The organism is Nocardia sp. NPDC004068 (assembly GCF_042874315.1).
GTDB lineage: Bacteria > Actinomycetota > Actinomycetes > Mycobacteriales > Mycobacteriaceae > Nocardia.
The window spans coordinates 202,739-219,595 of record NZ_JBIAMW010000004.1 but is presented as its reverse complement, the minus strand read 5'-3'; the positions used below and the strand labels follow the sequence as shown (position 1 = coordinate 219,595).

16 protein-coding genes are annotated in these 16,857 nt (G+C 70.7%); 10 read left to right on the top strand and 6 right to left on the bottom strand.

Features of this window, described 5'->3' with window-relative positions:
* Window positions 1–17 precede the first annotated feature (17 nt).
* Window positions 18–1,187, bottom strand: a complete 1,170-nt coding sequence (gene hppD / locus ACFYTQ_RS12035) for a 4-hydroxyphenylpyruvate dioxygenase (protein WP_387359660.1) — start codon at window positions 1,185–1,187, stop codon at window positions 18–20.
* A 137-nt stretch (window positions 1,188–1,324) separates the two neighbouring features.
* Between hppD and ACFYTQ_RS12030 the strand changes: the two genes are divergently transcribed.
* Window positions 1,325–1,846 carry an Lrp/AsnC family transcriptional regulator gene (locus ACFYTQ_RS12030; RefSeq protein ID WP_387359658.1) on the top strand — a complete coding sequence of 174 codons (522 nt, stop codon included), beginning with the start codon at window positions 1,325–1,327 and terminating at the stop codon, window positions 1,844–1,846.
* A 1-nt stretch (window position 1,847) separates the two neighbouring features.
* Here ACFYTQ_RS12030 and ACFYTQ_RS12025 read toward each other — a convergent pair whose 3' ends face one another.
* Both ACFYTQ_RS12025 and ACFYTQ_RS12020 read right to left on the bottom strand, forming a co-directional pair.
* Window positions 1,848–2,966 (bottom strand): winged helix DNA-binding domain-containing protein, encoded by a 1,119-nt coding sequence (locus ACFYTQ_RS12025; protein WP_387359656.1) that lies wholly within the window; start codon window positions 2,964–2,966, stop codon window positions 1,848–1,850.
* A 4-nt stretch (window positions 2,967–2,970) separates the two neighbouring features.
* Complete coding sequence (locus tag ACFYTQ_RS12020; protein WP_387359654.1) at window positions 2,971–3,945, bottom strand: NADPH:quinone oxidoreductase family protein; 975 nt, start codon at window positions 3,943–3,945, stop codon at window positions 2,971–2,973.
* A 115-nt stretch (window positions 3,946–4,060) separates the two neighbouring features.
* On the opposite strand from ACFYTQ_RS12020, the gene ACFYTQ_RS12015 reads away from it, so the two are divergent.
* Window positions 4,061–4,378, top strand: a complete 318-nt coding sequence (locus ACFYTQ_RS12015; RefSeq protein WP_387359652.1) for a hypothetical protein — start codon at window positions 4,061–4,063, stop codon at window positions 4,376–4,378.
* The gene (locus ACFYTQ_RS12010) at window positions 4,375–5,553 is read left to right on the top strand and encodes a transglycosylase SLT domain-containing protein (RefSeq protein ID WP_387359650.1); all 1,179 of its coding nucleotides are present in this window, start codon (window positions 4,375–4,377) and stop codon (window positions 5,551–5,553) included. Before ACFYTQ_RS12015 ends, ACFYTQ_RS12010 begins: the two co-directional genes overlap by 4 nt.
* 33 nt (window positions 5,554–5,586) lie before the next feature.
* Here ACFYTQ_RS12010 and ACFYTQ_RS12005 read toward each other — a convergent pair whose 3' ends face one another.
* Complete coding sequence (locus ACFYTQ_RS12005; RefSeq protein ID WP_387359648.1) at window positions 5,587–7,401, bottom strand: serine/threonine-protein kinase; 1,815 nt, start codon at window positions 7,399–7,401, stop codon at window positions 5,587–5,589.
* Between the two features lie 221 nt (window positions 7,402–7,622).
* Here ACFYTQ_RS12005 and ACFYTQ_RS12000 point away from each other — a divergent pair, with 221 nt between their 5' ends.
* On the top strand, window positions 7,623–8,396 hold the full coding sequence (locus ACFYTQ_RS12000; protein ID WP_387359645.1) for an acyl-[acyl-carrier-protein] thioesterase: 774 nt from the start codon (window positions 7,623–7,625) through the stop codon (window positions 8,394–8,396).
* Window positions 8,397–8,418: 22 nt separating this feature from the next.
* Here the strand turns inward: ACFYTQ_RS12000 and ACFYTQ_RS11995 are convergent, their stop codons facing one another.
* Window positions 8,419–10,086, bottom strand: coding sequence for an FAD-dependent oxidoreductase (locus tag ACFYTQ_RS11995; protein ID WP_387359643.1), 1,668 nt, complete (start codon window positions 10,084–10,086; stop codon window positions 8,419–8,421).
* Between the two features lie 176 nt (window positions 10,087–10,262).
* On the opposite strand from ACFYTQ_RS11995, the gene ACFYTQ_RS11990 reads away from it, so the two are divergent.
* Complete coding sequence (locus tag ACFYTQ_RS11990) at window positions 10,263–10,754, top strand: SixA phosphatase family protein (RefSeq protein WP_387359641.1); 492 nt, start codon at window positions 10,263–10,265, stop codon at window positions 10,752–10,754.
* Here ACFYTQ_RS11990 and ACFYTQ_RS11985 read toward each other — a convergent pair.
* Window positions 10,751–10,951, bottom strand: a complete 201-nt coding sequence (locus tag ACFYTQ_RS11985) for a hypothetical protein (protein ID WP_387359639.1) — start codon at window positions 10,949–10,951, stop codon at window positions 10,751–10,753. The genes ACFYTQ_RS11990 and ACFYTQ_RS11985 overlap by 4 nt on opposite strands.
* Window positions 10,952–11,040: 89 nt before the next feature.
* On the opposite strand from ACFYTQ_RS11985, the gene ACFYTQ_RS11980 reads away from it, so the two are divergent.
* From ACFYTQ_RS11980 to ACFYTQ_RS11960, 5 genes are all read left to right on the top strand, one after another.
* Window positions 11,041–11,457 carry a MerR family transcriptional regulator gene (locus ACFYTQ_RS11980; protein ID WP_387359637.1) on the top strand — a complete coding sequence of 139 codons (417 nt, stop codon included), beginning with the start codon at window positions 11,041–11,043 and terminating at the stop codon, window positions 11,455–11,457.
* Window positions 11,458–11,544: 87 nt separating this feature from the next.
* The gene (locus ACFYTQ_RS11975; protein ID WP_387359635.1) at window positions 11,545–12,261 is read left to right on the top strand and encodes a PAS and ANTAR domain-containing protein; all 717 of its coding nucleotides are present in this window, start codon (window positions 11,545–11,547) and stop codon (window positions 12,259–12,261) included.
* Between the two features lie 46 nt (window positions 12,262–12,307).
* On the top strand, window positions 12,308–12,679 hold the full coding sequence (locus tag ACFYTQ_RS11970; RefSeq protein WP_387359633.1) for an STAS domain-containing protein: 372 nt from the start codon (window positions 12,308–12,310) through the stop codon (window positions 12,677–12,679).
* Window positions 12,676–16,536 carry a SpoIIE family protein phosphatase gene (locus tag ACFYTQ_RS11965; RefSeq protein WP_387359631.1) on the top strand — a complete coding sequence of 1,287 codons (3,861 nt, stop codon included), beginning with the start codon at window positions 12,676–12,678 and terminating at the stop codon, window positions 16,534–16,536. The genes ACFYTQ_RS11970 and ACFYTQ_RS11965 overlap by 4 nt, the downstream gene beginning before the upstream one ends.
* A complete protein-coding gene (locus tag ACFYTQ_RS11960; RefSeq protein ID WP_387359629.1) occupies window positions 16,533–16,856 on the top strand; it encodes an STAS domain-containing protein in 324 nt (107 codons plus the stop codon). The genes ACFYTQ_RS11965 and ACFYTQ_RS11960 overlap by 4 nt, the downstream gene beginning before the upstream one ends.
* Window position 16,857 lies beyond the last annotated feature (1 nt).

Below are 16,857 nucleotides of genomic sequence, written 5' to 3'. Positions count from 1 at the left end.
GTGGAACTCTACTGGGATTACAGATTCCCGCGCGCCTCCTGTTCGCGCTCGATGGCCTCGAACAGGGCCTTGAAGTTGCCCTTGCCGAAGCCGAGGGAGCCGTGGCGCTCGATGAGTTCGAAGAAGACGGTCGGGCGGTCGGTGATGGGCTTGGTGAAGATCTGGAGCAGATAGCCGTCGTCGTCGCGGTCGACGAGGATGCCGCGCGAGCGCAGTTCGGCGACGGGGACGCGGACCTCGCCGATGCGGGCGCGCAGCACCGGGTCGTCGTAGTAGGCGTCCGGGGTGGCGAGGAATTCGACGCCCGCGCGGCGCAGCGCGTCGACGGTGGTGAGGATGTCGCCGGTCGCCAGGGCGATGTGCTGTACGCCGGGCCCGCGGTAGAACTCCAGGTACTCGTCGATCTGGGATTTCCGGCGGCCCGCCGCGGGCTCGTTGAGCGGGAACTTCACCCGGTGGTTGCCGTTGGCGACGACCTTGCTCATCAGCGCCGAGTACTCGGTGGCGATATCCGCGCCGACGAATTCGGCCATGTTCTCGAATCCCATGACCCGCCGGTAGAACTCGACCCACTCGTCCATCCGGCCCAGTTCCACATTGCCGACCACGTGGTCGATGGCCTGGAACAGCCGCGGCGGCGCGTCCGCGGGCGGGACGAGGCCGCTGCGCCGGGCGACATAGCCCGGCAGGTACGGGCCGTCGTAGCGGGACCGGTCGACCAGGGTGTGCCGGGTGTCGCCGTAGGCCGCCAGGCTCGCCAGCCGCACGACCCCGAAGTCGTCGGACTCGTCGTGCGGTTCGGTGAGCACCGTCGCCCCGGCCGCGCGGGCGTGCGCGACGCACTTGTCCACATCCGGGACCTCGAGCGCGATGTCGACCACCCCGTCGCCGTGCCGATCGTGGTGGGCCACCAGCGGACTGTCCGGATCCACCGCCCCCTGGATCACGAAACGCGCACCGCCGCTGCGCAATACGTACGACTTGTGATCGCGATTGCCGGTCTCCGGTCCCGAGTACGCCTCGAGCCGCATCCCGAACGCCGACTCCAGGTAGTGCGCGCACTGGGTGGCGTTGCCGACCACCCACACCAGCGCGTCCCACCCGAGCACGGGAAACGGGTCGCGACGCGGATCGTGGTCGACCAGCCCGACGAGCCGGGTATCGCTGAACAGCTGCTCGGTAGTCATGCGACAAGCGAATCGCCGAACCGCCGCACTGAGCAATATCGACCAAATTATTTGGACACCCTGGTGAATTGCGTCACCAGATCGCCCGTCGTGCTGGACAATTTGAATAGCACACCCGCGAGCTGAGGAAGAGGGCCATGGGACGCACCGTCGCGAAGCTGGACGAACTGGACCTGGCGATCCTGTCGGCCATGCACGAATACCAGAAGGCGGGCATCCTCGAGCTGTCCCGTCGCACCCGGGTCGCGCGGGCGACCGTCCAGTCCCGGATCGCGCGCATGGAGGAGGCCGGGGTGATCGCCTCCTACGATCCGCACATCGATGTCACCGCGGCCGGATTCGACGTGCAGGCGTTCGTCACCCTCGAGATCGCCCAGGGCGCGCTCGACGCCGTGGCCGAGGACCTCGAGGCGATCCCGGGCGTGCTCGAGGCGTACGCCACCACCGGTTCGGCGGATGTGCTGTGCCGCATCGGCGCGGAGTCGCACGCGGGCCTACAGGCGGTGCTGCTGAGCATCGATCGCAGTGCGGCCGTGACCCGTTCGCACAGCGTGATCGTGTTGTCCACGGTGGTGCCCCAGCGCACGCTGCCGTTGCTGCGCACACTCACCCCCGCCGGGACGAGCAAGGCGCCCGCCTACCGCAACGCCAACTCCTGACTCAGACGCGCGGATCCGCTCCGGGCGTGAGGATTTCGACGCTCGGGGCGCGATCGGGTTCCAGGAAGGCCAGCAGCGCAAGCCCTTCCGACTCGACCTCCGCGCGTTCGGCCCCGGTCCACTCCCGGCCCGGCACGATGCGCAGCCGGGCCCGGTCGCGGTCGGGGAAGATCTTGTAGATCCCCCACAGGTAGCCGTCGATCGGGATCGGCGAGACCTGGGCGGCGAGATGACGCAGCGGCGGCGCGGCGTTGTCGGGCACGATGCGGGAGCGATCCTTGTGCGACAGCACGGCATTGTCGTACCAGCCGAGGAAGCGCACGGGGGCGGGCGTGTCCGGATCGGTGAGTTCGGCGTCGGCGGCGTCGTAGAGGGTGCGGCCGCGCTCGTCGGTGTAGGTGCGGATCCGGTCCCCCAGGCCGGTGAGGGCGTCCTTGATGCCGAGCAGTTTGGACCAGGTCTGCACGTCCGGCGCGGTGGCGGGGCCGAACGCGCGCAGATAGCGAATGACCAACTCCCCCAAGGGATAATCGGGTATCAGCGGCGCGCCGAGCCAGGGTTCGATGCGCGACCACACCGGGCGGCTGTTGTTCCGCCACAGCCCGCGCGGCGGCGTCTGCAACACCGGCAGCTGGTACAGCCACGTCTGCACGACCGCGCCGGGATCGCGATCGGGATACACCTGCGCCGCCCGCGCGCGCAGGTCGGCGGCGGACACGGGTTCGTCGCCGAACACCCGATCACCGTGTGCGCGAACCTCTTCCGGATCGAGTCCGACCATCGCCCCGTAGTTGAAACCCTTGCGGAACGGGATCTTCTCCAGTTCGGGCTGGACGTGCGGGGCGATGCGGCGGGCGTCGAGCGCGGTCACGAGATGAATCGTGCCGCGCAGCAACGTGATTCGCACCAGCGAGCGATCGGTCAGCCCGCGCGAGACGGTCTCGGGATCGAAATCGGCTGTGCGGCTCCACAATCCGACGAACAGCGGGGTGACGTCCTGGGCCTGCAAGCCCACCAGCCGCTCGCACACCGTCGCCGGGGACAGCGGCTCGCGGCGCAACAGGTGCTGGCGGGCCAGCAGGGTGCGATTGAGCACCCGGTCGGACAGGCGATCGGTCATGGGTTCAGCGCAGCGTCACGACAACTTTGCCGGTGGCGGTGCGGTTTTCGAGGGAGGCGACCGCCTCGGCGGTGCGCTCGAGGGGGTAGAGCACGGGCGCCGGCGGGGCGATCCGGCCGTCGGCGAGCAGCGGTTCCAGTTCGGCCCACTGTTCCTGGAGGTAGCCCGGATGGGTCATGGCCCACGCGCCCCAGCCCGCGCCGACCACCTCGACATTGTTGAGCAGCAGGCGATTCACCTTCACCGTCGGGATGTCGCCGCCGGTGAAGCCGACCACGAGCAGCCGCCCGGCCGGGGCGAGCGAGCGGATGCTGTCGGTGAAGCGGTCCCCGCCGACCGGATCGAGCACGATATCGACGCCGCGCCCGCCGGTGAGTTCCTTGACCGCGGCCAGCCACCCGTCGGTGAGCACCACGTCGGTCGCGCCGTTGGCCCGCGCGACCTCGGCCTTCTCCTCGGTGCTCACCACCGCGACCACCCGGCCCGCGCCGAGCGGGGCGGCCAGCCGCAGCGTGGCGGTGCCGATGCCGCCCGCCGCGCCGTGCACGAGGACCGTCTCGCCCGCGGCCAGCCGACCCCGGGTGCGCAGGCAGAAGTGCACGGTCAGGTCGTTGAACAGCACGCCCGCGCCCGCCTCGAACGAAACCGCGTCCGGCAGTTTGAAAACCATGGCCGCGGGGACCACCGCGACCTCCGCGATGGCATTGCCCAGCATGGTCAGCGCCAGCACGCGGTCCCCCGCCGCGACGTGCGCGCCCTCGGGGGCCGAGCGGACCACGCCCGCGACCTCGCCGCCGACGACGAACGGCAGTTCCGGCTTCATCTGATAGAGCCCGCGCGTCATCAGTACGTCCGGGAACGCGACGCCCGCCGCGTACACGTCGATGACCACGCCGCCGGGCTGCGGGGCGGGCTCCGGAATGTCGACGATCTCGATGGATTCCGGTCCCTCGAGCTTGCTGACCTGGGCTGCGCGCATGTAACGACCTCTCTGTCCGGATGCCTGCCGCCAAGTTAACCGGTCTTCGCATCGGCCTGTCCACGGGACCGGATTTTGTTACGCTGAGACGCCGCACCGAGTCCGAGGGGGAGTCATGGGCAACGACGAGTCGTCCGGCACCGGCATGTACGTGGATCTCGCTGCGCTGCACACCTTCGCGAACAATCTGACCGCGGAGGCGCAGGGCATCACCGGCCTGCAATCGGGCCTGGCCGACGCGTCGGGTGCGCTACCGGGCACCCGCTGGGCCGAGACCTGCGCGCAGACGAAGACCTCGATCGATGGCGCGCTGCACCGCATCGGCGACCGCCTCACCGCCATCGCCGGGACCGTCGAGCAGTCCGGCAAGGCCGTCCAACTCACCGACGACGAGTTCCGCGACAAACTCACCACGATCGGACTGCGCCAATGACACTCGGCATCCCCGACGTCGAGAAGTGGAACCCGGGCCAGCTCACCACCGCCGCCGCGGCGGTCGGAAAACTCGGCGCCGATCTCGACCAGGCCGTGAACAAGGGCCTCACCGACACCCAGACGCTGCGCACCGACAACAAGTGGACCGGGCAGGCGGCCGAGGTCGCCGAGACCCGGATGACGACGGAGAAGACGCGGGCGTCGGCGGTGAGTCAGGCGCTGGTGGAGTTGCAGGGGGCGATCGGCCAGCAGGTCGAGAATCTGCAGCACGTGAAGGACGAGGTGCTGAAGCTGCGCGACCTCGCCGAGAACGCGCCCTTCCCGCCCGGCGCCTTCGAGGTCGCGGCCAACGGCACGGTCACCGCCGAGGAACGCAAGAAGTGGCTGCAAACCAACCTGCCCGAGGACACGCCGGGCAAGGCCGACATGATCCTGCACCAGGACGTGGAGGCGCAGCAGCGGACGGTAGAGCTGACGCGGGCGCTGGCACAGGCGGAGAGCGTGGCCGAGTCGGCGGCGACGGCGGTCGCGACGGCGAAGGGCAAAGTCGACAGCGCGACAGCGGCTCTGGGGGATCCGGTGACGGGCGCGGGGACGGCGGCGCCCGCGCCGACCACGCCCGCGGCGGCCTCGGCGCCGGCCGCCCCGCCCGTCGCCGCGCAGACCCCGCATCTGGTCAGCAATGTCTCCCACGGCGGCTCGGGCCATTACGGCGGGAACGGGGCGGGCTATCACGGCGGATCCGGGCTCACCGGAACGACTTTCAGCGGCGGGCTGGGCACGGGATCATCGGGCGGGCCGCCCGCGATCGCGGCGAGCGGCGATGTGAAGCAGTGGATCGCCCAGGCCAAGGAGATCCTCCTCCAAATGGGTTACCGCCCCGACCAGATCGATGAGAACGCCCTGGCGATCATCATCCAGGCCGAATCCGGCGGCGACCCCAATGCCATCAACCTGTGGGATTCCAACGCCTCGGCCGGACATCCCTCGAAGGGGTTGATGCAGACCATCGACAGCACCTTCAATTCGTATGCGGCGCCGGGCCATACCGATATCTGGAATCCGGTCGACAATATCGTCGCCGGCGCCCGGTACGCGCTCGACCGCTACGGCACGCTGCGGCATCCCGGCGTCGAATCGTTCGAGCAGACCGGGCACTACCAGGGTTACTGAGCGTCCGGAGACCCGCGAATCGCGTTGTCGCCCTTATTGTTTCCGCTGCCGATCCACCACGGCGACGAGCACGGGAGCCAGCCTCTGGAAGACGTCCTCGGTCGGGGTGGCGATGTGCGGGCGGGCGGAGAGCGTGACCAGTTCGCCGCGGTCCGCGGTCGTGGCCCGGACCAGGTGGTAGGTCCGGACGGTGCCGTCGGGATCGGTGTGCACCGACACCGGTAGGGGGCCGAGCGCGCCGCCGTCGATCTGGCCCAGGGGATCGTCCGCGGCGTCCACCCGCTTCGCCTCCTCGAGGTCCAGCTTCAGCTCGTAATCGGCTCCGCTCCAACGACATTGGTGCACGCCCCGGGCTGTCGCGGGGGCGGTGACCACGGCCTCGATGATCGCAGGGTCGACGGTGGCGCACGGATCGAGGCGGAGCACCGAGTCGCGGGCGGGATTCACCAGCGGCGGATTGGTCGCCAGCCGGTCCACGATCGCCCGCAACGTCGAATCCGCGAGCGCGCAATCGGATTCGCCCGAGACCGTCACCTCCACCGCCGACTGCGGTTCCGCGGGGGTGACGATCGCTCGGCCGCAGGTGGTCGCCGACGCCGTGGTGTCCAGCACCGCCAGGCCGCCCGCGGTGCCGGGGGTGGGGCGGGCGGCGGGGAAGTCGATCGGGGCGCCGACGCGGAGGGTGAGGTCGGCGCGGTCGGTGTGGGCGGCGCAGGTGGTGGTGTCGCGCGGTTCGGGGGTGGCGGGGTGCGGCAGGACGTCGGGGGTGAGGAGGGCGCAGGCGTCGACCAGGCGGAGGCGGTCGGGCGGGAGGTCGAGACGGGTGGGCGGCGGGGTGGCGGGATCGTGGTCGAGGAGGAGGGTTCCAGCGGTGAGGACGGCAGCCAGGGTGATGGCCGTGGCGGCGGCGAACAGGACGCGACGGCCGGAACGGCGTGGGGCTCGGGCTGATTCGAAGGGGGCGGGTTCGGCGCGGCGGTGCTCGGCCTCCCGCTGGGCCTGGGCGATGCGCTGGCGGACGGCGGGCGGCCAGACCGGGCGGGCGGCAATGCGGTCGGCGGCGTCGAGCAGTTGCCCGGGAGTGGGGCGATCGGCGGGAGTCTTGGCCAGACACGCCTCGACGATCTCGCGGGCGGATTCGGGGACGCCGGAGATGTCGGGGCGGGCGTGGACGACGTTGTAGAGCGTCTGGGGCGTCGACGCGCCGAGGAAGGGGCTGCGGCCGGTGGCGGCGAGGACCAGCAGGGCGCCGACCGCGAAAACGTCGCTGGCGGGGGTGAGTTCGCGGCCCTCGGCCTGTTCGGGGGACATGAACGCGGGCGAACCCACCAGGGCGCCGGTGCCGGTGAGCCGGGCGTCGAGGGTGAGCGCGCGGGCGATGCCGAAGTCGATCACGCGCGGGCCGTCGGCGGCGAGCAGGACATTGCCGGGTTTGAGGTCGCGGTGGATCACGCGGGCGCGGTGGATCTCCAGCAGGGCCCCGGCGAGACCCGCGGTGAGCAGGCGTAAGCCGCCGAGCGGCAACGGGCCGAACCGGTCGACGGCCGCGCGCAGCGACGGGCCCGCGACATAGCGCGCGGCGAGCCACGGTTCGGGGGCGTCGGGGTCGGCGTCCACGACCGCGGCGGTGTGCACCCCCGTAACCCGCTGCGACGCAAGCACTTCCATCCGGAAGCGGGCGCGGAACTCGGGGCGGCGGGCCAGATGCCGGTGGATCATCTTGACCGCGACCGGACGGCCGTCGGGGGCGCTGCCGAGCAGGACGCGGCCCATCGCGCCCTGGCCGATCACCGCGATCAGCCGATGCCTCCCGGCGCTGCGCGGATCGTGCGGCCCCAGCGGTTTCACCCCGTCACCCCTCCCCTATGACCGTCGACCTGGCCGGTGCGCGACATCTGGGGGATAGTACCGGCAGGGCCCGGAGCAGGCGGTCCGCAACAACGCAAATCGGGCATTGGCTACGCGTCAGTAGAGCGGACTGGACGTCACAGTGTGATGTAGGACCCGTAAAGTCGTGTCACAACAGCACGCACGAGAACGCGGCACACCGTGCAGCGCGAGGAGCACCAGTGTCACTCGATCAGCCACTCGCCCCGCTTCCCCAGGAGGGCATGGGCTTTGCCTCGGCGTGGCCCGTCCGGGCTGGTGATGTGGATCCCTACAACCGGCTGCGGTTCGACGCCGTGGCCCGTTATCTCCAGGACATCGCGGAAGAGGAGTTGCACGCCGGATTCTTCCATCGCACCGATCCGCAGTGGATCGTGCGCCGGACGGTCATCGACGTGGTGCGGCCGGTGCTGTGGCCGGACCGGGTCGAACTGCGGCGGTGGTGTTCGGCGATGTCGACCCGCTGGACGAATATGCGGGTCCGGATCACCAGCGCGAACGGCGGTCTCATCGAGACCGAGGGATTCTGGATCAATATCAACGAGATGACCGATCGGCCCACCCGGATCAGCGACGAGGGGCTGGCGCATCTGGCCCGCACCGCGACCGAGCACCGGCTGCGGTGGCGGCCCTGGCTGACCGATCCGACGCCGCCGGAGTCCGACACCGATCTGCCGTTCCCGGTGCGCGCCACCGACATCGACCAGTTCAACCACGTCAACAACGCCGCGTACTGGCAGGGCGTGGAGCACTACCTGGTCGACTTCCCGAAGCTGGTGGCCGGGCCGCACCGCGCGGTGATCGAGTACATCGCGCCGGTGCTGGCCCGCGAGCACATCAGCGTGCGCAGCCGGTACGAGCCCGGCGATCGCACCGGGCACCCCCTCTTACGCCTGTGGTTCGTGGTGGCGGGCACCACGACCACGGCCGTGCGGATCGGGCCGTTGCCGAGCTGATCCCGGCAACGGCCCGAACGCGCTACGGCCGCGCGGCCTTGAGCAGATCCTCGCGCGAGGTGAACTTGACGCGCGGACGCCCCCCGGATTTGCCCGCCGACCGCTCGGCGGTATCGATGGCCTTCCAGCCCTCCCGGCCGACCAGGTCCGGTTGCCGTTGTCCCAGTAGGGTTTTCAGCGCGGCGCGGTCACCCGACGGGGTGGCGAGGTGGCCCGAGGTGAAGTCGACCAGCAGGTGGTCGACGGTCTGCGCGGCGTCGACGCGGTTGGAGCCGATCACCCCGCGCGCCCCGCGCTTGATCCAGCCCGCGACGTAGACCCCGGTCAGCGGTTCGCCGTCGGCGAGCACCCGGCCGCCCTCGTTCGGGATGATCCCGGCGCGCTCGTCGAACGGCAGATCCGGAACCGGTTCGCCGCGATAGCCGATCGAGCGCAGCACCAGCGCGGCCGGGATGGTCTCGGTCCGGTCGGTGGTGCGGGCCACCAGCGTCCCGTCCTCGTCGGCCAGTTCGTTGTGCGCGAACTCGAGCGCCTCGACCCGGCCGTCGCCGGTGACCGCGGTGGGCGAGGCGAGGTAGCGGAAGACGATGCGCTTGTTCGCCGGATCCGGCGTCTTCGCCGCGTACTCCTGGGCCAGCTTGTACTTCAGTACCAGCGACGGTTCGGCGTCGGGATCGTCGAGCAGCGCCCGGCTGTGCGGATCGAGTTCCAGCTCGGCGGGATCGATGACGACGTCGACGCCCTTCAGGTAGCCCAGCGCGAGGAACTCCGACGAGGTGTAGGCGGCCTGCACCGGACCGCGCCGACCCAGCACCACGACCTCGCGAATGTTGCTCTGCCGCAAGGCGTCCAGGGCGTGATCGGCGATATCGGTCTTGGCCAGCTCGTCGGGGCTCAGGGTGAGCACGCGGGCCACGTCCAGGGCGACGTTGCCGTTGCCGACGATCACCGCCCGCTCGCCGGACAGGTCGAAGGTGCGCTCGGCGAAATCGGGATGGCCGTTGTACCAGGCCACGAACTCCGTCGCGGAATGGCTGCCCGGCAGCTCCTCGCCCGGCACGCCGAGGCGGCGATCGGTGGAGGCGCCCACCGCGTAGATCACCGCGTGGTGATGGGCCAGCAGCTCCTCGTGCGAGATGTGCTGTCCCACTTCGACATTGAGGTGGTATTGCAGCGTGTCGCGGCGGAAGGCGCTGTCGAACATGTTCGACACCGTCTTGGTGCCCGGATGATCCGGGGCCACCCCGGCGCGCACCAGCCCCCACGGGGTGGGCAGGCGGTCGAACATCTCGACCTCCACGTCGGCGCGCCGCAGCAGTTCGTCGGCGGCGTAGCAGGCGGCCGGGCCCGCGCCCACGATCGCCACCCGCAGCGTGCCCAGTTCCTTGGGCGGGCGCGCGGGGGTCACCAGCGGATCGAAGTTCGACTCGAGCGGATGCCGCTCGAAGTACCCGGCGTTGATCTCCCGGAACCGCGCGAGCGACGCGGTCAGATCGTCCTCGGAGAAGATGGCCTCCACCGGGCACGCGTCCACGCAGGCACCGCAGTCGATACAGGTATCGGGGTCGATGTAGAGCTGCTCGGTCGTCGCGAACTCGGGTTGCTCGGGAGTGGGACGAATGCAATCGACCGGGCACTCGGGTACGCAGCTGGCGTCGTTGCAACAGCGCTGCGTGATCACGTAGGCCATATCTCGCAGATCCTCGAAACATCTCGGTGGTACCCAAACCCGGTGGGCCAGGGCATGCCTCACAGCCATTTACGCACGGCGGCTGCTGTGACGCCACATTCAGTGTGCCTCGAGCGTGAGCTACATCTCCGCACGGCTGCCCGGTCCGGGGCCTGAGCGGGCTTACGGTGGTGCTCATGGCCCGGACCCTGATCTTGATGCGGCACGGCAAATCCGGTTATCCGCCGGGCGTCGCCGATCACGAACGACCGCTGGCGCCGCGCGGCGTCCGCGAGGCGGGACTGGCCGGGGACTGGCTGCGGGCGACCCAGCCGCCGATCGACGCCGTGCGCTGTTCGACCGCCGTGCGCACCCGCGAGACGCTCGCCGCCACGGGTGTCGAGGCGCCGATGATCTTCGAACCGGCGATCTACGAGGCGGTGCCGCGCACGCTGATCGAACTGGTCCGGCTCACCGAGCCCGAGGTGGCCACGCTGCTGGTGATCGGGCACGCGCCCGGAATGCCGCAGACCGCTTGGGAATTGGCGGCCGATCGGGACTCCGACGCGGCGACCGAACTCAGCCGCAAGTTCCCCACCTCCGCGCTGGCGGTGCTGGAATTCGATCGGCCGTGGGCGGACGTGGACACCGGAACGGGTGAACTGACCCGATTCCACGTCCCGCGCTAGCGGATCAGCCGGCCCCGGACCACCACGACCGCGCCGAGCAGGACCAGCACGATCAGGGCCACGAACCAGTTGGTCAGCCACCAGACCACGCCGAGCACGGCCAGGACCGGCAGCGCCGCGATGAGGGCGATGACGGGACTCTCGCGGACCGTCTCGAGGGCCGAACGCGCCCGGATCCGGTCGATCTCTTTTGCCATGCGTCAAGGGTAGGCCGGTCCGCGCCGACTTGCTCGGAGTCGACTCCAGGTGGGTACCGTGAGAGGGATTCGCGTGGAAGGTGGAGGCGATGAGCACCGTGACAACCGAACAGCCCGTCGACGACGGCTACGAACTGCCGCGCTACTCGATCGGCGAGGCCGCCGAGCGGTCCGGCCTGTCGCGCGACACACTGCGCTGGTACGAGCGGATCGGCCTGATGAACTACGTCGGCCGCGACGCCTCGGGCAAGCGCCGGTTCAGCGAGCGAGACCTGAACTGGCTGGACCTGATCGGCAAGCTGCGCTGCACCGGCATGTCGGTGGCCGACATGCTGCACTACGCGGAACTGGTCCGCGCCGGGGACGCCACGACGCCGCAGCGGCTCGAGATGTTCCGCAAGACGCGCGCCGAGGTGCTCTCCCGCATCGCGGAACTCCAGCAGACGCTCGGCGCGCTCGACCACAAGATCGCCATCTACGAGGCGAGAACCGTTGCCACCCGGTAACACTCGACACCGCCGAAAGTCAATGCTCGATGCGTAATTTCGACGCCTGGGCTCGTGGCGTCGGCGCGCTGGTGGGATACTCCATGGGTGCAGGGGCCCGACCATTCCGAGACGGATCGAGAGACGCCGACCGCCGACCCGAGTCCGGTCGTCGGGAGTTTCCGGTTCTATTTCGTCGGTCAGCGCTGGGAGTGGTCCGACGAGGTCGCCCGGATGCACGGCTACGAACCGGGGACGGTCGTGCCGACCACCGAACTGCTGCTCGCGCACAAACATCCCGACGATCGCGCGCACGTCCAGGATCTGCTCGACTACGCGCTGCACTCGGGTGAGTCCTTCTCCAGCCGCCACCGATTCATCGACACCCGCGGCGGCCTGCACAACGTGATCGTGGTGGCGGACCGCATGTTCGGCGAGTCGGGCGCGGTGATCGGCACGTCGGGCTACTACATCGACGTCACCGACACCCTCGCCGAGGAGCGGCAGGAGGTCCTGGACGAGACGCTGCCCGAGCTGTTCGAGTCGCGGGCGGTGATCGAGCAGGCCAAGGGCGTGCTGATGCGCATCTACCGGATCAACGCCGATCAGGCGTTCCGGATCCTGCGCTGGCGGTCCCAGGAGACCAATGTCAAGCTGCGCACGCTGGCCGCCCGGCTGATCGAGGAACTCGATCAGCTGCCGCCCGCGCCGCCCGCGGTGCAGAGCCGGTTCGATCATCTGCTGCTGACCGTGCACGAGCGGATTCGGCCCGAGCCCACCCCGGACGAGCAGGTGCGACCGACGTCGGCGGCGCGGCGGCCGTAATCTCTACTACGGCAGCGAACGGATCGAAGAACCAAGGCGGACTCAGGTGAGACGTTTGACGGTCGACCACGAGGTCGGTGTGGACGCGGTGATCGTGCGCGCCGCCGGCGACGTGGACATCAGCACCGTCGGGGTACTGGCCGAACAGCTGACCGAGGGGTTGCGGCTGGCGGCCGCCCACACCCGCCGACTACTCGTGCTCGATCTCCAGGAGGTCACCTACTTCGGCAGCGCCGGGCTCAACGCCGCGCTGGAATGTCACGTGCAGGGCCGCGAGACGGGCGTCACGGTCCGGCTGGTCGCCGACCACGCGCGCGTGCTGCGGCCGTTGCAGGTGACCAATCTCGACAGTGTGCTCGCGGTCTACCCGACCCTCGAGAAGGCGCTGCTGCCCGAGGATTCCGAGCACCGGCCGTGACCGGCGCGGCGGCGGGGCGCGACGCATCGGCGATCCCCGCCGATCTGGCCTCCGCGCTCGCGCTGGGCGGGGAGATGGGCCGCCGCCTCGCCGAATTCGATTGGGCCACACACCCGTTGGGGCCGCTGCACACCTGGCCCGCGGCGGTGCGGTCGATCATCGCGACGGCGCTGACCTCCCGGTTCCCCATCGTGCTGTGGCTCGGCGCGGAATCGCTGTACCAGTTCTACAACGACGCCTATCTGCCGATCGCCGGGGACAAGCATCCCGAGGCGCTGGGCCGGCCCGCGCGCGAGGTCTGGTACGACGTCTGGGATTCCATCGAACCGTTGATCTCGAGCGTGCTGCGCACCGGCGAGGCCACCTGGTCCGACGATCTGATGCTGCCGTTGCAGACCGGCGGGCGCGCCGAGGAGCGGTACTTCACCTTCAGCTACAGCCCGTTGTTCGGCGCGGACGGCGGCGTCGACGGCATCTTCTGCGCGGTGCGCGAGACCACCCAGCAGGTGCTCAGCGAACGCCGCCTGCACGCGCTGAACGCGGTGGCCGCCGCGGTGCTGGAGACCCGCACGATCGACGACGCGGTCCGGGCCGCGGTGTTCGCGTGCGCCAAACAACCCGCGGATGTGCCGTTCCTGGCCGTCTACGCGCAGGACGCCGACACGGGTGAGCCGCGCCTGCGCGGGGTGACCCCCGAGGTCGCCGACGCCGCCCCGGCGGCGCTGACGGCGCTCGTCGACTCCGATCCCGCCGGGTGGTCGCGGACCCGCGCCGAGACGGTCGAGCTGGGTCCCGAACTGACGGGCGCCGGCGGCGACGCGCTGGAACAGGCCCTGGTGCTCTCCCTGGGCGACGGGCCGGTGCGCGGGGCGGTGGTGCTGGGCCTGAATCCGCGTCGGCCGCTGGACGATCAGTACCGCGCCTTCTGCCGCCTGCTCACCGATCAGCTCGCCTCGGCCTTCGCGGCCGCGGTGTCCTACGAGCAGCAGCGGCAGCGCGCCGACGCGCTCGCCGAGATCGACCGGTCGAAGACGACCTTCCTCACCAATGTCAGCCACGAGTTCCGCACCCCGCTCACGTTGTTGCTGGGACCGCTCGACGACGCGCTCGCCGGGGCCGACGATGATCCGGTGCTGGTCGACAGGCTGACCACCGCGCGCCGCAATGCGGGCCGGTTGCTGCGGCTGGTCGACTCGCTGCTGGGCTTCGCCCGGGTGGAGGCCGGGCGCGCGACCGCCCATCCGGTGACCGTCGACGTGGGCGCGCTGACCGCGCAACTCGCGGAATCGTTCACCGAACTGTGCCGGCGGGCCGGGCTGGAACTGGTCGTCGACTGCGAGCCGGTGACGGCGGAGATCGACACCGCGATGTGGGAGACCGTGGTGCTGAACCTGCTGTCCAACGCGATCAAGTTCACCTTCGCCGGATCGATCGAGGTGCGGGTGTGGGCGGAACCGGACGGCAGCCGAATCACCGTGCGCGACACCGGAACCGGCATCTCCCGCGCCGACCTGGCCCGGCTGTTCGAACGGTTCTACCGGGCCGGGAACGCGCGCGGGCGCAGCGTCGAGGGCAGCGGCATCGGCCTGTCGCTCGCGCGCGGTCTGGTCGAGTTGCAGGGCGGGACCATCGAGGTCGACAGCGAACTCGGGCAGGGGACCACGGTGACCGTCCGGCTGCCCGCGGCCGCGAGCCCCGCGCTCGCCGAAGCCCCCGCGATCGATTCCGACAACCCCTACGTCACCGAGGCCGGGCAGTGGCTGAGCGATCTCGACACCGCGCCCCACCCGGACGACGACGGCCGCGAACTGGTCCTGATCGCCGACGACAACGCCGATATGCGCCGCCACCTGGATCGCGCGCTGTCCGGCCGGTGGCGCACGCTGCTGGTGGCCGACGGGGAGTCGGCGCTGCGGGCGGTCCGCGAACACCGGCCCGATGTGATCGTCGCCGACGTGATGATGCCCGGCATGGACGGCTTCCAATTGATCCGGGCCGTGCGCGCGGATCCGCTCACCGCCGCGACCCCGGTGCTCCTGCTCTCGGCGCGGGCGGGCGCGGAGGCGGCCGCCGACGGTTTCGCGCACGGCGCCGACGACTACCTGCCCAAGCCGTTCGGCTCGCGGGAGCTGATCGACCGGGTCGCGGCCCGGCTCGCGGCCGCGGCCCGGGAGAGCGCGCGACGCCGCCACCGCGACGCCGATGTGCTGCGCACGACCGCGCTGGCCCAGCTCGACGCCGCGTTGCAGGCCACCGACACCGCGAGCGAGATCCTCGCGACGCTGCTCGAGTCGAGCGTCGGGGTGGCCGAGGCCGAGGGGCTGGGCATCGCGACGCTCGAGGCCGAAACCGAGCGTGTCCGAATCGAATACGCCGGTGCCCTGCCCACCGAACTGCGCGACCGCTATCACGTGCTCGATCCGGACGCGCCGATGCCGGTCGCCGACGTGGTGCGCACCGGGCATTCGATGGTCGTGCCCGACACGCTGACCCTGGACGGCCGCTATCGGAACTTCGCCCGGGACGTGGCCGAGCACGTGCGCGCGCTCGCGGTGTACCCGCTGCGCGACGACGCGAGCCGGATCTTCGGGGCCCTCGTGCTGTTCTGGTCGCGCCCGCATCCGTTCGCCGCGACCGAACTCGACGTGCTCGCGCGCACCGCGGAGATGACCGAATCGGCGCTGGCCCGGCTGCGGGTGCTGCAACGCGAACACCGCATCGCCGTGGACTTCCAGGAGCATCTGCTCGATCTGGATCACCGTTCGACCGACGCGGTGGTGTCGGGGGTCTATCAGCCCGCCGGTGAGACGATGCGGGTGGGCGGCGACTGGTATCTGGTCTCGCCCCTGGATCAGCCCGGGCGCCTGGGCATTTCGGTTGGCGACGTGGTCGGGCACGGGCTGTCGGCGGCGATCGTGATGAGCCGCCTGCGCGCGGCCCTGGCGGCGGTCGCGCTGACCGCCGACGATTCGGCCGCGGTGCTCGACACCCTGGACCGGTACGCGGCGACGGTCTCGGGGGCCCGGTGCGCGACCGTCGCCTACGCGGTGCTCGACGCCACCCGCGGCACCCTCGACTACACCTGCGCCGGACACCCCTATCCCCTATTGGTCACCCCGGACGGCACCGCGCGCTACCTCACCGCGGGCCGTCGGCCGCCCGTCGCGGCGTGGGCGGGGCGCTGGGTGGAACATCCTGGGCACGAACAACTTCCGCCCGGCAGCCTGGTGCTGCTCTACACCGACGGGCTGATCGAGCGGCACGACGAGACGCTCGACGACGGCTTCGAGCGGCTGCGCGCGACCGTCGCCGACTGCGCCCGGCTGCCGGTGGGCAAGTTCTGCGACGAACTGGTCCGCCGGATGGCCCCGCCCGGCGGCTACACCGACGACGTCGCGCTGCTGGCCGTGCGGCCCACCCACATCGGCCCGAACAGCCTGACCACCGTCGTGCCCGCCGCGCCCGCGCACCTGCCCGCGCTGCGAGATCGCTTGCGGCAGTGGCTGATCGGGCTCGGCATCGCACCGCAGCGCCGCCACGACATCCTGTTGGCCGTCGGCGAGGCGGTCACCAACGCGGTCGAACACGGGGCCCGGCTGCACCCGCGCGACACCGTCGCGGTGGAGCTGTTCCGGCACGACCGGGGACTGACCGCGACGGTGAGCGACACCGGCCGCTGGTTCCGCGACTCCTCGGCCAGTCATCGCACCGCCCGGGGCGGGCGGGGCCTGCGGCTCATCAACGGGCTGGCCGAGCGCGTCGACACCGTCCGCACGGCGCGGGGCACTCGTATCACCCTGCGGTTCGACCTTCGGGCCGCAGCCGCACCCGACCCAGGGAACGGAGCCACACCATGACACGGGCCGCGTTCGAACTGCACACCGCCGGATTGACCGGGGCCCCACCCTCCGTCGCGGTGACCGGCGAGGTCGATGTCACCAACGCCGACGATTTCGCCGAATCCGTGGCGACGCTGCCGGGCGCGCGACCGCTGCTGCTGGAACTGAGCAACCTCGACTACCTCGACAGCGCGGGTTTCGCGGCCCTGGACCGGTTACTGGCCGACGAGGCCGTGGTCCTGGTGCTCGCGCCCGGCAGTCCCATCCACCGCGCGGCCGCACTGGTCGAGCTGCCGTTCCACGGCGACGCCGCCGCGGCCGCGCGCACGCTGTCCTGAC

Bases quoted from the DNA above. Each gene is read 5' to 3' on its own strand.
- ACFYTQ_RS11980 (WP_387359637.1), top strand. From the start codon at position 11,041: ATGAGCACCGTGACAACCGAACAGCCCGTCGACGACGGCTACGAACTG.
- ACFYTQ_RS11990 (WP_387359641.1), top strand. From the start codon at position 10,263: ATGGCCCGGACCCTGATCTTGATGCGGCACGGCAAATCCGGTTATCCG.
- ACFYTQ_RS12025 (WP_387359656.1), bottom strand. From the start codon at position 2,966: ATGACCGATCGCCTGTCCGACCGGGTGCTCAATCGCACCCTGCTGGCC.
- ACFYTQ_RS12015 (WP_387359652.1), top strand. From the start codon at position 4,061: ATGGGCAACGACGAGTCGTCCGGCACCGGCATGTACGTGGATCTCGCT.
- ACFYTQ_RS12010 (WP_387359650.1), top strand. From the start codon at position 4,375: ATGACACTCGGCATCCCCGACGTCGAGAAGTGGAACCCGGGCCAGCTC.
- ACFYTQ_RS11995 (WP_387359643.1), bottom strand. From the start codon at position 10,086: ATGGCCTACGTGATCACGCAGCGCTGTTGCAACGACGCCAGCTGCGTA.
- ACFYTQ_RS12020 (WP_387359654.1), bottom strand. From the start codon at position 3,945: ATGCGCGCAGCCCAGGTCAGCAAGCTCGAGGGACCGGAATCCATCGAG.
- ACFYTQ_RS11985 (WP_387359639.1), bottom strand. From the start codon at position 10,951: ATGGCAAAAGAGATCGACCGGATCCGGGCGCGTTCGGCCCTCGAGACG.
- hppD (WP_387359660.1), bottom strand. From the start codon at position 1,187: ATGACTACCGAGCAGCTGTTCAGCGATACCCGGCTCGTCGGGCTGGTC.
- ACFYTQ_RS11960 (WP_387359629.1), top strand. From the start codon at position 16,533: ATGACACGGGCCGCGTTCGAACTGCACACCGCCGGATTGACCGGGGCC.
- ACFYTQ_RS12030 (WP_387359658.1), top strand. From the start codon at position 1,325: ATGGGACGCACCGTCGCGAAGCTGGACGAACTGGACCTGGCGATCCTG.